Here is a 17,118-nt window from a genome sequence, read left to right on the forward strand (position 1 = left end):
ATTAGCAGTGGGACACCTGGAGCTGGTCCCCAAGTTGATATCGCTGCCAGTAGCCATGCCAGACCGTCGGGAAGCTACCGTAGCGGTCTCTTATAACAAGCCGACCACCCTGCCTCCGGGCGAGAGCCTGACCACCCTCCGCACCTTTGTGATGGTTCACCGTGGTGATCATTTCCAGCCCCTGTCCGAGTATCGGCGGTTCATGATCCGGCAGGGGGTTAAATTCCGCAGGGCCCCGGAAACCGCATTCGAACCCATCTGGTGCGCCTGGGGTTACCGACGGGATTTCACCATGGACCAGATCTACGGCACTCTGCCCATGGTCAAGCAGCTAGGCTACAAATGGGCAGTGTTGGATGATGGCTGGCAAACGGCCGAGGGCGATTGGTATCTGGTAGACACCAAGTTCCCCAACGGCGATGCTGACATGATCAAGTTAGTCGACAGAATCCACGCGGAAGGATTAAGAGCCAAGCTGTGGTGGGCCCCCCTGGCCGTGGATCCCGGCACCAATCTCATCGAGAAGCATCCCGACTATCTCCTCCTCAATGAAGACGGATCCACCCAGGACATCAGTTGGTGGGACTCCTACTACCTCTGTCCTGCCTTTCCAGAAGTGCTGGACTACACCAAAGAGCTGGTGATTAAGATGATCAAAACATGGGGCTATGACGGTTTAAAGATCGATGGACAACATCTCAACGGTGTGCCACCCTGCTATAATCCGGCTCATAACCATGCCTACCCTGAGGAGTCCGTTGAGCAACTACCCGATTTCTTCAAGCTGATTTATGAGACCGCACTCAGCATCAAACCGGAAGCAGTTGTAGAAATCTGTCCCTGTGGAACGGCCTATAACTTCTTTATGCTCCCATACATGAACCAGGCTGTATCTTCGGATCCGCTCAGTTCGTGGCAAATCAGACTCAAAGGCAAAACCCTCAGAGCCCTGTCGGGCAATGATGTGGCCTATTACGGCGACCATGTGGAACTCAGCGACGGCGGCACCGACTTCGCGTCAACTGTAGGCATCGGTGGGGTCATTGGCACCAAGTTCACCTGGCCGGTTGGGGCCAAGGCCGATTCTGAGCACGACCTTACCCCGGTGAGGGTGGAAGAATGGGATAAATGGGGACGTATCTACCGGGAGAAGATGCTCTCGCAGGGAACCTATCGGGGAGAGCTGTATGATCTCGGTTTCGACCGTCCCGAAGCCCATGCTATTCTCAAGGGCAACAATATGTACTACGCATTTTACGCCAGCACCTGGGACGGCGAAGTGGAGCTGCGAGGTCTGGAGGGACGGAGCTACCGCGTCTACGACTACGTCAATGGTCAGGAGCTGGGCCGGATCAAAGGCCCATCGGGGCGGCTCAAGGTAGCGTTTGAAGCCTATCTGCTCATGGAGGCCACGCCGGAATGAAGCGCCGACATGTAATTGTTAAGGAGCGGAACCGAAAATCGCCTTTATCAAGGGTAGAACGACGCATTAAGACGGGGCGCAGAATAACTGCGCCGGTAGAGCGGATAATATTAGCTGAAAAAATCACTTGATAAGGAATTGAAAGTATCATACCTTATAAGTGTTCTAAAAATGTAGATCAATTATATATTATCGAAAAGACATCGAAAGCTAAAGGTGGGTAACAAAGACGTTTAGAAACAAAAGGGCTTAAAGCCCACAATAATGAATCGGTTAGTGCCAATGTGAGGCTTGGCTACTTACTGAATATTGAATTTTTGCATGAGGAGGACCATCATTACCTGCGGAAAATCATACGACCAACCTGCCTATCGTGCTTATTTAAAATTTCATTCGGAAACTACTTATCTTGATTCCCAGAACGGTGGAATCAAGACTGAAAAATCCAGTCTGGCTAAGGTGTCAGATACAGGTCAATGTTGCATGTTATCAGAAGTAATCCCCATTACAGTTAGGAGTCCCTTATTAAATGAGGGAAAAAGGAGAAAAGATGACTATTAAAGAGTTCAAATGGGTTGTCTCACCTTTGCTTGCTCTCTTGGTTGTCACCACCTTGTGCTCACCTGCGTTCGGTGGTACTACCGGTAAAATTTCCGGTTCAGTGAGAGATATCGAAACCGGAGAGGCACTCCCCGGTGCCAATGTGGTTATCGTCGGTACGACCTTGGGAGCGGCAACTGATGTGACCGGGGATTTCTTTGTCATAAACGTGCCCCCAGGAACTTATTCAGTACGAGTGACCATGATTGGCTACGCCCCTGAAACAAGGACGAATGTGATAGTCAACGTGGATCGTACTACTAATATCAATTTCCGTCTGAGGATCACCGTTATCCCGGGAGAGGAAGTCACTGCTGTAGCAGAAAGACCAATCATTCGCCCGGACCTTACGGCCAGTATAACCGAGATCTCGGGTGACGACATCGAATTGGGGCCGGCAGAAAATCTACAAGATCAGATTAGACAGCAGCGAGGAGTTCTTCTGGGTTTAAGTCAGCTCGGAACGGGTGGATACCGTTTTTCAAGTGTACCCAGCGATGAACTTCATCTTAGAGGTGGCCGTGAGAATGAGACCTTGTTCGCGGTTGATGGGATGACAGTCAATGACCCCCTGTGGGGTGGCTCCGACTATGCTCAGAATACATCAGCGAGCAGCGTCACTGAAATGAGCACCTTGGCCGGCACCTTTAATGCTGAGTATGGCAACGCAATGTCCGGGGTTATTAATGTTATAACGAGGGAAGGAACCGAAAAGTATCAGGGTCATTTTTCATCCTATTCTGATCAACTTGGTGTCGCCGATTGGGATCAAGGCACTTCGCAGGCTGAGATCAGCCTCAGTGGCCCCATACCATTGACGGGCAATAAAGTAACCTTTTTTATCAACGCTCAAACGCGAGCCACCGATGGTTATCTCTACGGTTACATCTATCCTAACTGGGTCGATTCGCGTGGCGAGGAAGTGGACACGTTAGGGATTCCAAACGGGGGGACCCCGAAGGAAATCTCGATGGATAAAAAAGAATTGTTAAATGGATTAGTCAAACTCACGTGGCGTGTTTCACCCAAGATCAAGATCAGCACATTTGCTGCCTATAGTGACTCCAAAGAGGCCTTTTACGATCACTGGATGAAGTATAATCCCGAAGGCAGTCCCTATCACTATTCCACAGATCTGATGCTAAATCTCAGTATGACCCATACGTTGGGTGCTCGCACTTTTTACGATCTGGGCGTTTCTCACCAGCGGAAAAGCCGTTTTCTGGGTGTTTATGATAGTTGGGACGACTATATGGTCGTCTTAGAGGAGAGCGATCCCACGGGCAATTGGAGTGTATCGGGCGAGGATTGGACCTGGCACCACGATGACTCGGAAATCTCCGGGCTCAGGTTTGCTCTAACCAGCCAGGTAACCAAAGTTCACCTCTTGAAAACCGGGGTCAACTATCGCAAACTGGCCTTGCACAGGGACAGCCGGAATCCCAATGAGGTGGGAATGTTCTACATTAACTATGATCGACAGCCCACTGAGGTTGCGGCTTTCCTGCAGGATAAAATGGAGTTCTCAAAAATCGGGATGATTTTAAATGCCGGCGTGCGATTTGATATGTGGGACGCCGACGCACCTTACTGGGTAGACATCAGCGATCTTGCCGGTATGGAAACGAAGCAGGCTACACCGAAGAAAACGGTCTCCCCACGATTCGGGGTCTCGTATCCTATATCGGATATCGGTGCCTTTCACTTCGCCTATGGGCATTTTTACCAGTTTCCATCCTATACCTTAGTATACCAGGGTCAGAGAGAACTCACGAACAAGGAAGATTATTATTATGATAACGAGGATTATGACTATGAAGAGGGTGAACTCTATTACCCCATGACGGAAATGTATGACTTTCGCCTAGCCAATGGAGACATGGAACCTGAAATGACCGTTGCCTACGAAGCGGGAGTACAAACCAAAGTCACCGAAGACGTCTCAATAGATATCACGGCGTTCTACCGAGAGATGTCCAATCTGGTGGGCGAAAGATTTGTGACCGAGGCTGCTGCGGGCGCTGGTATTAAATACAGTGACAATTATGACTACGGGAATTCAAAGGGGGTAGAAATCGTTCTCAACAAGAGATTCAGCAATTATTTCTCATTACGCGCCAATTACACCTTTGCCAAAGCCTTGATCACGAGCTCAACGCCATGGACGCAAATCCAGGTGGCCAACCCAACCTATCGAACCTTCATTGCTAATTGGGACCGTCCCCACACCTTTTCTTTCGATCTACTCATTGGAGAACCGGGGAATTGGACCGTAGGATTGTACGGCAATTTCCAGTCGGGACTGCCCTATTCGATCCGCGTGGAGCCCAATACCGAAAGAATGCCCTGGCTAGGCACCCTGGACGTGAGAGCCAGCAAGAGCCTCCATCTCCTCGGATTCGAAGAGTCTGTTTTTCTTAGAGTTCTCAACCTGCTGGACTACAGCAATATTTACAGCGTCTATGCCTCTAGCGGTAAACCGGACCTCCCTCTGGGAATAGAGCGTAATGCGCGGAATCTCAATATTTATGATGATCCCAGCAACTACGGCCCGGGAAGGCAGGTGAGGCTGGGGTTAAGTGTTGATTTTTAACCGCATTAAGGAATGACGTCACATTCTCAATCAGTTTCCGTTAGCCTAGATGGAATATAAGGAGCCAAGGATTATGAAGGTCAAATTCACAGGGGTAATCCAATCGTTAATAGGCCTACTTTTAATACTTCCCGCAATCTCACAAGGGCAATTAGCCTCAAAGCGCTGGAACGTTTTCGACGTGAACAGGATTGCGACCACTTTTGGGAACTATGGAGCAATCGCCGAGGGACAATTGTGGTATGGAGCCGGCCACCATCCCGCTTTTGAGTACCCCATCGGCAGTGGCGCTGAATATGGCATGGCCGTCGGATTCTATGTCGGCGGATATAGTGAAGATGGTGGCGGCGAAAATCCGGATGGAAAGTGGTACTTTGATATGAGCCTGGACGAATATAAGGACAACTGGGATGATTACCACTGGGATCCTTATGGCCCCGGTCCCTACCCCAATGATGTGCCCCTTACGGGAATTTATGATTTCGTCGGTCAAGCCCAGCGCGCTGCCATGAGCGATGATCCTGACAGCTGGCCCGACCCAATAAATGCTGATGGAAGATACGGCTGGCCGGCTGAATACCCCCATACCGGCGAAGCCGTGCTGCTGGATGCAACAGGGTGGCCTGGTTTTGGACCCAATGGGGAATGCATCGGGCATCAGGAGAGCTTCAGTGTAGCGTACTCGGTCAATCATATCGCCGAAATTCCGCCCGAACGCTGGCTTAAGACCCAAGTCGTGTTCCGGGGTGTCGCTTTTAAAGGCAAGTTATACGAGGATTATATTTTTTGGGCTCACTACATCACCAATATTGGCACTAAACCCATTACGGACTGCTATTTTGGAATGTGGGGCGACTACAATTTTGTGTGGAATCAAGATTGGAGCAACCCTGAGTGTGAAGCCTTTGACGCCAGACGACAGATGGGTTACGCCTGGAATCCCACCGGTTACCATGAGACACCGGCCGGATTTCCCGTCGAGCCCACAGCCTACGCGGGAATAATATTCCTGAAAACACCCAAGAGTAACGAGGGCGACGAGATGGGTGTCACCACCGTTAGCTGGGCCGTTGATCCTGGCGGTGATGACAGTGGCAACATCATGGATGACTTTTACAGCAGGAACATCCTTAACGAAGGCAGCCCGTATGACACCGATGGTGATGGGATTGATGATACTCACGAACGGGATGGAGTAGAATACGATTACGGCTACACTCCGGAATGGAGTGACGCGGGGATGTTTTTCATGAACTCCGGGCCGGTGACCCTGGCTCCCGGCGAGACCGATACCCTGATCGTTTGTACGGTCATCGGCGATAATCTATTGGATCTCCGGAAAAACGCGGACCGGGCCATCACCCTGTACAACTCTGGGTGGAAAATAGCCGAACCGCCGCCGGAAGCCATTGTGCAGGCGGTAGCGGGCGACCGGAGTGTCACGCTTACGTGGGGCCAAGAAAGTGAGTCGGCAAGTGATTTTGAGGGCTACCGGATTTATAGAAGTAAAGATGGCGGTGCTACCTGGGGCGACCGGGTAGTGACTGACCCCACCGGTACGGTGGTTGGATACGTCCCCCTGGCTCAATTTGATAAAGTGGATGGCATTGTAGGCCCCTCCAGTCACCCGGATGCCACCTGGTTGGACTTTGGTGACGATTCCGGGATGCCAGATACCACCGCAGCAGGTCTGTACACTTTCACAGACACAGACGTGATTAACGGGCTTACATATCGGTATTATGTGGCGGCTTACAATACCGGAGAACTAGCACCCCCACCGGTAGAGAATTCGCCGAACTCCGCTCCTTCTATTGCCAATGATAATACCGTTGAAGTGACCCCGATGGCTGCCGTCGCCACCCAGTCTCTGGATAGTGTCAAAGTGGTGCCCAACCCTTACCTGGCCGCCAACGAGTGGGAAACCAAGCTGTTTGTGCGGGAGCTTCACTTCACCCACCTTCCTGCCAAGTGCACGATTCGCATCTACAACAGTGCCGCCGAGCTGGTCCAGACACTCGAACACACCAATGGGACCAGTGTGGAGGCGTGGAACTTGAGATCATCCGCCGATCAGGAGGTGGCCCCAGGGCTCTATTTCTATCACATTGAATCTGAGAATCCCAAAGCTGAGAAAGTCGACAAATTCCTCATCATCAAATGATGGGGATTCATTTCGTTTGAATATAGAATACAGATGTCTCATGTTTCTATTTAAGGAGTAAGATGATGATCAGGAAATTTAGGATTCTAAACTTTGTTTGGATGTGGGCCTTAGTCGTCAGCACTCTGGCCTATGGGCAAGAAACCTCACAAGTAGGGACCTCTACGGCCAATTTCCTGAAAATCGGAGTTGGCAGCCGAGCAGCGGCTCTAGGGGATGCCTTTGTGGCCATGGCTAATGATGCCAGTTCTCTATACTGGAACCCGGGAGGACTGGGTAGTATCAAGCAAGTCGAGTTTCTTTTACAGAGCAACTCTTGGATAGCGGATACTGATCTTCATTACCTCGGCCTAGCGCTACCGGTAGGGAATGTGGGCACTTTTGGGGCTAGCGTGTATAGTTTTACTTCGGGTGATATCGACGAGACGACATTACAGCAACCTGAAGGTACCGGAAGAGTCGTAAGTGCATCTGATATCGCCATTGGAGCCTCCTATGCCCGCCAGCTGACCGATAGATTTTTCGCTGGAATGACCGTGAAATATATAGGCGAGCGTCTGTCTCGTGAAACGGCCAGTTCCTTTGCAGTTGATATTGGGAGTCTGTTTATTACCAATTTCCTCCATGAGATGCGAATCGGAATATCGCTCTCAAACCTTGGCAGCAGGATGCTTCTTAGTGGACCAGATATGCTTGTTGATCACGATTTGGCCCCTGATCTGCCGACAAATAAATATGCCGATGCTTCCCTTACAACCCAGGATTGGGACTTACCCCTTATTTTTCGATTCGGACTGGCAACTGATATATTCAGGACCGGGAGCTCTCGTCTAACCACGGCTTTCGCTGTTAACGACTCCAGGGATTTCGAACAGCGTTACAATGTCGGCGCCGAATATGCGCTGACCTTATTTGGTGGCCAACAGGTATTTCTCCGGACAGGCTATAAAGGCAATTATGATGAGGAAGACTTAACTGCCGGCGGTGGACTAAATATAAAATTGGCTGGATATAATCTAGGTATCGATTATGCCTACGCCGGAGCGGGGCGCCTGGGCAATACACAGCGATATTCCATTCAAATCATATTCTAATTTGGAAAGATATCGTTTTTACAGGAGAATAACATGAATAGAAAACGGATAAAATGGTTCGGCCTTAATTGCCTCTTTTTTATGGTACTGGCAATTATAAGTTGTACTAAAGAATGGCCAGAGGCTCCTACGCCGACTGCCCGACCTGAAGTGGTATCCGTTAGTCCAGAGGAGTGGGAACTGATGGTACCTCCTGGAGCCACTATCTCTATAACCTTTGACGCAGCCATGGACTTAGAATCAATCAGGAGCAATTCTTCGGTAGCGGATGCCGACGGCAACGAGGTGGCTGGGAGTTGGAGCTTGAGTGGAGATACCACAGTAGTCTTTACCCCCTCCTCAAACCTGAGCCAGCTTTCCCGATATGACGTGGCGATTGAAGGCGCTTTTGACGATGAGCAGAATTGGAAGGGACCTGGCGCCCGGGATGTCTATGGCAACTCCTTATATGAGGATTATGCCACTCATTTCACCACCGAAGGCAACTACGGGGCGAGCCCCATGTATCTGTCCGCCGGCCCTAACTATGGCGACCAGACCACGATTGGCCGCATAATGGATTTCGAAGTCGAGACATTGGAGGGTTTCGAAGGTGCCCAGGGGATAGCTTTGAGCTCCGACGGAAGCGATCTTTATGTAGCCGATCGTTGGGGTAACGCCGTGATGGCAGTAGATGCAGCCAGCTTCAGTATCAGTGCCACCATTGCGCTTGAAGATACCATAGAGGAACCCTGGATTGTAGGGATCAAGCCGGACGACAGTGAGGCCTGGATTCTGTGTCGGGGCACCAACCATCTGGTCATCATTGAAACGGAGAACAACACGATCACCCAGGTGCTCCCCTTGAACAGCTATTGCCCCGATGGGGGATTCCTCTATTGCATTCAGTTCAACAGCGACGGCTCGAAAGTTTATGTCTCTACCCGTCTGTCGAAGTCTGTGCTAAGAATCAACACGACCACCTACGCGGTGGAGTATGAGAAAGTGGTTGATGAGGTGCAGCATATTCAGGATTTTGGAATCAGTGCTGATGATTCCAAACTCTATCTGGGCAATACCTGGGGGATGGAGCCATCGATCGTCATCGTAAGCGCCACATCCGATATGGCCACATTGGGAACCATCGATTTACCCGATGAGTGGGGTGATGCGAAGAAAATGACGACCTACGGTAACTATCTCTACGTAGGTTTGCGCTGGATGGGCATCATCTATAAGATTGACATGACGACTGATGAAGTGGTGACCTATGGAACGGTAGGCGATGAACCTGACGATACTGGTCTGGAGGGGATTGCCGTTGATCCCACTGGAGAGGTGATTTATGCCGTTGCTCCAGATGAAGAAATGATCGCCCTCTTTGATACTGAGACTCTCACTCGCATCGGCTTTATTGAATCAGGAAGTTGGTGGCATATCGTTACGCAGAAGCCATAGATACGAAATTCTCCCCCCCCGGATGTTGTAGAAATTGTGGCCGTCACTTTCATTCTGTGAGGTGACGGTCGTTTGCTTGTTACACACCTGCCGTCCGCTCTAGAAAGGGACGAAAACCATTCCTTCCCCTTCTGTTTCTCCCTATACTGACCATGCTAATTGAATCGTATGGAAACTAGCAAATTGACTTTGATCCGTAATCAAGAAGCATAGAATGAAAATCCGTTTTTTGTTCATGGTAACTCAAATGATCGCGGCCATGGTATCTGCTCCGCTATCCGGCACCTTATTCGCTCAAAGCAAGGGCGGTCGCTGGCAGTTCGAGATGAACGGTAATGACACCGCCGATTGGGACCAGGTTGACAACAACGGGAGTTTATCAGGCAATGCCTTATACGGAAGCGATGATCCTTTGCAGGAAGGGAGTTATTACCTGGCCTTGGAAGACACTGGGCAATACGATCATTTCTACGTTCCGGATAGCTACGATCTGGATTTTGGCAATGGGGACATTGCCCTCGCGGCCTGGATCTATCCCGAAACGGTAGAACCCACCACCCAGTATCTCGTAGTGAAGGGCGATCACGAGGCTACGCCCTATAAGACTAACAACTATGCCCTGCGCCTGGCAGGCGCATATCTCAACTTTAACGTAGCCGACGCCAGTGGTACTTCGATGAAAGTTGTATCCTCGTTCACTGTCCAAATCGAACAGTGGAATTTCGTAGCCGCATTTTATGACTACAGTGACAGTGTTGTGTATCTATGGAAGGAGCCTGGGGTTGCGCCTACTGATACTTGCTTCTTCAATGCGGATTTGGTCACCAATGCCAATCGCCTATATATCGGTGCCTGGGGCCAGGAAGGCTATCGCAAGTTTACCGGGCGTATTGATGATATGCGAATAGGCACCAGGGTTGAAGAGATTATGGAGTCTAGTATAGCTGTTCGCGAAGCTGCCGTCGTCCCCGGCCCCAAAATATTCCGCTTAAAACAAAATTACCCCAATCCATTTAATCCGGAAACAATCATAGCGTTTGACCTATTACGTAACGAGCATGTATCCCTTGATGTTTATAGCATTCTCGGACGGAAGGTAGCGACCTTGGTGGACCAGAAGATGAACGCGGGCAGTTATGCGTTTCCTTTTGATGCCGCTGATTTAGCGAGTGGCTTCTATTTCTATCGTATACAGGCCGGTCATGAAAATGAAGTCAGGCGAATGGTATTGATGAAGTAATAGGAGATGGTACGTTAAAATCAATTACCAAGACAGCAGCCAGGATTACGATTAAGGATAAATGGCGATTGATCAATCCTAAATAAAGGGAAGGGGGAAACGGCTATGTCGTGGGCTTCACAGAAGGTATTTCAATCACTGGTAATCACTATCGCGGCTATAATGATAGCCACGACCTGCACACGACAGAGGCCGGTGGCTCTACAGGTGGACGGGGGCATGATCAGCCTTGAATTCGACGATCAGCTGCACAGCCGGATTGTTTCCAGGCTTGGTGAGGAACCTCTTGTGCTGGGTGACATGACACCATCGGAATTCATCACCGTGGGCGGTAGGGCCCACAAGGATTTCCAGCTTGCAGACCACACAGCCACAGAAGGTGAGGATGAGATCGGCAAGCTGAGGGTATATCACATCAAAGGGTCCTCCCCGTCTTTAAACAAAGAGATCACCATTACCAGCTACGACGATTTTCCAACCATGTTGGTCCTCCAAGTGACCTATACCAATCCGGGAGACACCGAGCTTGCCATAGATAGCTGGACCAATCATCATTATGGCTTCTCCACCGGTGGCAGTAGGGCGAATCCTCCTTTCTGGTCTTACCAGGGGGGTTCCTACGGTTGGGGCAACGATTGGGTCAAGCCACTGACGAAGGGTTTCCGCCAGGAAAATTACATGGGGATGAACCACGAGGACTACGGTGGTGGAACCCCGGTGATAGACGTGTGGCGGCCGGATGTGGGCCTGGCCGTGGGGCATCTGGAGCTGGTGCCGAAACTGGTCTCGCTGCCGGTAGCCATGCCGCGTGCCCGGCAGGCTACGGTGGAAATCACTTTACAGCAGTCAGTTACCCTCAAACCCGGTGAGAGCCTGACTACCTTCCGGACTTTCGTTGCAGTCCACCGCGGAGACCATTTCCGAATCCTGACCGACTACGGCCGATTCATGGTGCACCAGGGGATCAAGTTCAAGGAGCCCCCACCGGACGCTTACGGGACCATCTGGTGTGCCTGGGGCTACGAGCGAGGCTTCACCATGGAGCAGTTTCGTAACACCCTGCCCAAGGTGAAGGATCTGGGCCTGGACTGGGCGGTATTGGATTACGGCTGGGAGAAGATTGAGGGCGATTTCGTGCTCGACAAAGTCATGTTCCCGGAGGGTGATGCCAGCATGCGCAAATTAGTGGCGGACATCCATGCCGCCGGCGCGAAGGCCAAGTTGTGGTGGATGCCCCTATCCGCCGAGCCCCGCACCCAACTGCTCAAGGACCATCCCGATTACCTGCTGCTCAATGAAGACGGCACCCCCCGGAACATCGAGTTCTGGAAGTCCTATTTTCTCTGTCCGGCCTACCCTCCGGTTTGGGAGCTCGCCCGACAGCAGGTGATCACTATGCTCAAGACCTGGGGTTGGGAGGGGCTGAAGATTGACGGCAACCACCTCAACAGTGTGCCGCCCTGCTACAATCCGGCCCATAACCATGCCTATCCTGAGGAATCGGTTGAAATGCTGCCGGCCTTCCACAAGATGATCTACGAGACCGCCCTGTCTATCAATCCGGAAGCGGTGATTGAGATTTGCCCCTGTGGGACCAACTACTCCTTCTACCTTCTGCCGTATATGAACCAGGCAGTGGCTTCGGACCCGGTCAGTTCCTGGATGATCCGGCAAAAAGGGAAGACCATCAAAGCCCTCTCCGGCTCCAAGGTGGTCTTCTACGGTGACCACGTGGAGCTCAGCGACGGCAAGGAGGATTTCGCCGCCACGGTGGGAATCGGCGGGGTGATCGGCACCAAGTTCACCTGGCCTGTCGGCGTGCATGTTTCTAGGGAAAGCGGCGACATCAGTCTGACACCGGAGAAGGAGGCCAAGTGGGCCAGGTGGATCAGGATCTATAAGGACAAAATGCTGCCCCTGGGGACTTACCGGGGCGATCTTTATGATATCGGGTATGACCGGCCTGAAGCCCACGCCATCAGCAAGGATGGCCGGATGTACTACGCTTTCTATGCCGATCAATATGCCGGTGAGGTCGAACTGCGCGGGCTGGAAGACAAGACTTACCAGGTTTACGACTATGTGAATGAGAATGACCTGGGCCCGGTGACCGGTGCGGTAGGGAAGCTGGAGGTTGAGTTTCACGCTTCTCTCCTGCTGGAGGTCACCCCTCAGTAGAAGAATATGGTCATGAAAACCTGTGTGAAATGGGAATGCAGGTCGATGAAGTAGCGGGATATCGCCGCTAGTGTCCTTACCATAGGGGACTAACTAAAAGGAGGGAAAATATCATGATGGAAAAAAGGAAATTGGCACAGCCATATTGGTTACTCATCTTCTTACTCGGCTTCGCTCACTCCGGGTGGGCTTCCGATCCGGTCATCTATTTCACGTACAATTTCAATTTCAATCTGAACTTTGCCGAGTGCCCGGTAGACAGTACGCCCGTCATGGTTGAGCAGGGGCATATCCCACTACTGGACCTGTTCGATAAGCATAAGAAGTGGAAAGCGGATTTCTTCTTCACCGGATATACCAGTAATTACCTGCAGGAGCACTACCCTGAAGTCGTGCAAAGAATCAAAAAGGGGCTGAAAAAGGGCAAGTATCATATCAGTACCTATACCTTTACCCATCCGGTCCTTTCACTGATCCCGTATGACGATGTTGTGCGGCAACTGAAGGCCGGCCTGGAATGTGACCAGAAGGTCTGGGGTATACGACCCGCAGGACTCTTTCTACCGGAAGTATCCTGGGATGTCTGTCTGCCTCAAATCATGGACGAGGTAGGAATTGAGTGGGTATCGATCTATAAGGAGATTGTTCCCGCTTACACCAATGAACTGGTTTATCCACCCACAGCCTATGTAGAGGGTATCAACCAGACCAAGGCCAAGGTGGTGTTGTGCACCCATAGTATGGACCAGGGCAGCACCGAGGAATTGAAGCGAAGATTGGATTCGCTATATCTCGCGCTCAAAGAACAGAACATTGATGAATTCCTGGTGGCGTTTAAAGATGATGCCGAATGCCTCTACTTCCATTCAATCGACGACAATCCCGGCAGCATCTGGGGTGATCGGCTACAGCACCTAGCGGAAATCGAGCGCATGGACGCAAAAATCACCATGATCGAGAACCTGCCCTACGCCCGATTCATGACTATGGGTGAGTATATCAAAAGGCATCCACCTGAGGAGATGATCTATGCTGAAAATATCTCGGGTCATGCCAACTTTGACTGGTGGTTACGCGGCGAAGGGAGAGAGCGTCTGAATGTGCTGGAAAACCAGGCTAGAGCCGAGATTACCAATGCCTCTTACGTAATCGATCTGGCAGAAAAATTGGGAATGGATGTTACCGAATCTAGGCAGTTATTGGAAAAAGCGCAGTATCAGCTCCTGCTGGCCGAAAACAGTGACGGCCGGGGATTTGTCCCCCACTCTTCACGAAAAATATTCGTGGCCACCGCGGCGGTGAAAGCCAAGGAGCTAGCCCAGCAAGCGGCGAAAGCGATCAAGAAGAAATAGGTCCTTATTCTGTCCTACCGTACTCCATATGGTGTTACGACGTGATGGTCTTCAGAAGCGTTTGTTCCCACGAACTGACCGGGAGGGAGGGTTGATGAACATCAGCCGCAGTGACTTTCTCAAGGTGGGGGGTGCCGCTACTGTGCTGGCCGGTCTGGGTATTCGGCCTGCTAGAGCCTATGTGGAGCCGCACAACTGGGATGGCTATGACTTCGGTTCCGGTCCGTCAGTAACCGACCGCCTGAACCAAGGCCCCTTCCCCGATGAAGCCGTGCCTGGCTGGGAGGTGGTGATGGCCACCACCCCTACCAAGGAAGTAGTCCCCAACTATGGCATGGGGCTGGTAACCTATATCTGCGATGAAGTCGGACCACCTAAATCCGAGGAAGGACCCCTGGCACAGGCCATAGAAGAACTGGCGAAGATTCCCCTGGGGCAGAAGCTCTATCTTCGCCTGAATTGGAAGGACGTTCAGCGCCGACCGGGACGCCTGGACCTGTGCGAGCATTGGCGACTGACCTTCGAGATGGCCCGAAAGTGTAACAAAGCAGTCGGCTTCAGGATCATGCTGAGTAACCCCGACATCCCCGGTTCGGCTATGCCTGATTTTGTGGCTGAAAAAGTCCCCATGGTGAAATTGGGAAAGACCAAAGCCATCGGTCTGTCAGGTAAGACCCATTATGAGCCCCGCTACGATCATCCCGACTTCCAGGCCGCATTCAAGGAGCTGAATCGGTTACTGGCCGAGGCCTACAATGGTCATCCGCTGGTGGAGTACATGGATACGTATATGTACGGATTCTGGGGTGAGGGGCACACCTGGCCATTCGATAGCAATCCCTTTCCCGATTACCTGACTGCGGAACGGACCTTCGTGGCTATGTTCGAGGAGCAGGCCCAGACCTGGACCAAGACTCCCCTGACCACCAACACCCAACCCGATTTCAGCAGAGTGGGGAATTCGGAGCTCCTGGACCGGACGGTGCGAACCCACAACTGGCTGCGCACCGATACCATCTTCATCGAGAACATACAGGTGGAAGCTCTGAGCAACCGCCCGCCATGGATCGGCGCCGCCGTTGAGGTGGGGATGTCTGATGGGGAGCCCGGGAATCTCCACCTCGATGAAGGCATCAGCTACACCGATAACGTCATCGCCCACGTGAAAGACGTGGGCGCCAATTACTGGTCCCTGTGGAACTGGCACCGTATTTCCGCCCGGCGGATTCTGAACTATTATCGCCAGTACCCCGCCGCCATCGATGATCTAGGCCGTTCCGTGGGCTACCGGGTGAGGCCTTCTTGGGTGTGGCATTATATGAAGGAGGGGTATCCCGGTCTGATTATAGGCTTTGTCAATGACGGCATTGCCGGTGTGCCCGGAGTCCTGCGGATCACCGTCGCCAGCGACGACGGGAAAGTGAGTGTAGGCGGCTGCCTGGATGCCGGCTATCCCTTGCCGGGAAAAGTGCGCCAGGCTCAATTTGTCCTGCCCAAGGGCACGGACTGGAAGGGTTTAAAGGTGCGTGGGGAAATCGGGGTGAAGGGAATTCGCCGCCCCATTCACTGGGCGTGCTACCAGGGGATCAATGAAGATGGATCTCTGACTCTGCGGCCAACCAGGCGGCTGGCAGACTAACTAGAGAGAATCCCTAAAGATGAAAACATTGAGCTGGAGAACCATTGCTCCAGGTATCCTGCTGATGCTTTTGGCAGGCTGTGAACCGGAGCCGACCGTTGAGCAAAACTGGACCCATTATGTCCGCATCGGTGGTCATGGGCTGAACCTGGACGCGGTGGATGACATTATAAAGAGCGCCACGGAAACCCATGTCTTCGGTATCGAGGTTGATAACAGTCTCACGGGCTATTATGAGAGTTTTCTCGATCCGACGGCTAAATTGGAAGCGATCAAGGTGGCAGCCGCAGCGGCCCATGAGGTAGGCAATTATGCCTTTATTTACACGGAGGGGCTGGAAACCATTACCTCTGACGCTGACCAGAAGCCACACACCTTTTTTAAGGATCATCCTGATTGGGTACAGCGAAAGGTCACGGGCGAACCGGCGGTCTTCGGCGGGGGGAGTGCCTTCTGGATCGCAGCGGGGGAGGAGGATGTGTGGATCAGCCCTTACGCGCAAGAATGGCGCGAAATCTACATGCAGCGCATCAGGCAGCTCGCAGCGACGGGCATCGATGGGATTTATGTAGACATCCCCTACTGGATGACCCACTTTGAGAGCTGGGAAGACAGCTGGGCCAGCTTCGATGACTATACAGTAATCGCCTTCAAGGAACAAACTGGGCTGGATGCCAGGACCGACATCCGCCTGGGGGACACGAGCGATCCCACTTTCATCCAATGGATCAATTTCCGCATCCAGAGTCTGACCGATTTCATGGCTGAGGTGGATAGAAACGTAAAGGCAGTGAATCCCAAGTGCATGACCATCGCCGAGATCTATCCCGGCCTTGGGGAGTCGGCAGTGCGGGTGGGTACCGATGTATACGAGCTGTACGACGTCGTAGATGTCATCGCCCACGAATACAGCGAGGGGGGCTATACGGCCGCCAGCCGGAGCCCGATCCACTGGTTCGAATACATGACTGGCATGTTCACTTTCCGGTCATTTGCCCAGGGCAAAGCCTCGTGGATGCTCAGTTATTCGTGGGATGGCGAAGAGCAGATCGAGCCCCGGCAGGCCATGGAGAACCTGTTTCTTGCGCAGATTATGGCTGGTGCCAATGTCTGGGACGCCCGGGGACACGTCATGTCGGGGTCCAACGATTTCACCGCCCGGACGGAGATCTTCAAGTGGATTGGTGAACATGAGAAAACCTTCTACCTGCCGCGCGAACCCGTTGATCCTATAGGAGTCTACTTCTCTCCGGTCACCCGGAACTACTTCCCGGAGGATTTCGTGACCGCCTACAAGGGAGTCATGTACCAATTGCTTCAGACCCATACCGAATTCCAAATCGTCACCCCCCGGACCCTCGGCGATTTTAAGGGGCAGGTTCTGATCCTACCTGAGGT

10 protein-coding genes are annotated in these 17,118 nt (G+C 52.0%); all 10 read left to right on the forward strand.

Annotation, left to right across the window (positions count from 1 at the left end; genetic code table 11):
• On the forward strand, nucleotides 1–1,423 hold a 1,423-nt coding region (locus tag ACETWG_06280; GenBank protein MFB0516193.1), incomplete at its 5' end, for a glycoside hydrolase family 36 protein.
• 550 nt (nucleotides 1,424–1,973) lie between these two features.
• A complete protein-coding gene (locus ACETWG_06285; protein MFB0516194.1) occupies nucleotides 1,974–4,616 on the forward strand; it encodes a carboxypeptidase regulatory-like domain-containing protein in 2,643 nt (880 codons plus the stop codon).
• A 73-nt stretch (nucleotides 4,617–4,689) separates the two neighbouring features.
• Nucleotides 4,690–6,780: a hypothetical protein gene (locus ACETWG_06290; protein ID MFB0516195.1), complete on the forward strand. Its 2,091-nt coding sequence runs from the start codon at nucleotides 4,690–4,692 to the stop codon at nucleotides 6,778–6,780.
• 101 nt (nucleotides 6,781–6,881) lie between these two features.
• Nucleotides 6,882–7,874, forward strand: a complete 993-nt coding sequence (locus ACETWG_06295; protein ID MFB0516196.1) for a PorV/PorQ family protein — start codon at nucleotides 6,882–6,884, stop codon at nucleotides 7,872–7,874.
• An 81-nt stretch (nucleotides 7,875–7,955) separates the two neighbouring features.
• Complete coding sequence (locus tag ACETWG_06300; protein ID MFB0516197.1) at nucleotides 7,956–9,311, forward strand: Ig-like domain-containing protein; 1,356 nt, start codon at nucleotides 7,956–7,958, stop codon at nucleotides 9,309–9,311.
• Nucleotides 9,312–9,525: 214 nt separating this feature from the next.
• The gene (locus ACETWG_06305) at nucleotides 9,526–10,551 is read left to right on the forward strand and encodes a LamG-like jellyroll fold domain-containing protein (GenBank protein MFB0516198.1); all 1,026 of its coding nucleotides are present in this window, start codon (nucleotides 9,526–9,528) and stop codon (nucleotides 10,549–10,551) included.
• A gap of 105 nt (nucleotides 10,552–10,656) precedes the next feature.
• Nucleotides 10,657–12,729 carry a glycoside hydrolase family 36 protein gene (locus tag ACETWG_06310; protein MFB0516199.1) on the forward strand — a complete coding sequence of 691 codons (2,073 nt, stop codon included), beginning with the start codon at nucleotides 10,657–10,659 and terminating at the stop codon, nucleotides 12,727–12,729.
• 113 nt (nucleotides 12,730–12,842) lie between these two features.
• Entirely contained in the window at nucleotides 12,843–14,081 is a 1,239-nt protein-coding gene (locus ACETWG_06315; protein MFB0516200.1) for a hypothetical protein, read from the forward strand.
• A 94-nt stretch (nucleotides 14,082–14,175) separates the two neighbouring features.
• Nucleotides 14,176–15,720, forward strand: coding sequence for a hypothetical protein (locus tag ACETWG_06320; GenBank protein ID MFB0516201.1), 1,545 nt, complete (start codon nucleotides 14,176–14,178; stop codon nucleotides 15,718–15,720).
• 19 nt (nucleotides 15,721–15,739) lie between these two features.
• Nucleotides 15,740–17,118: hypothetical protein (locus ACETWG_06325; GenBank protein ID MFB0516202.1), on the forward strand; the 1,379-nt coding region annotated here is incomplete at its 3' end.

This window comes from Candidatus Neomarinimicrobiota bacterium (genome assembly GCA_041862535.1).
In the GTDB taxonomy this organism is placed as follows: domain Bacteria; phylum Fidelibacterota; class Marinisomatia; order SCGC-AAA003-L08; family TS1B11.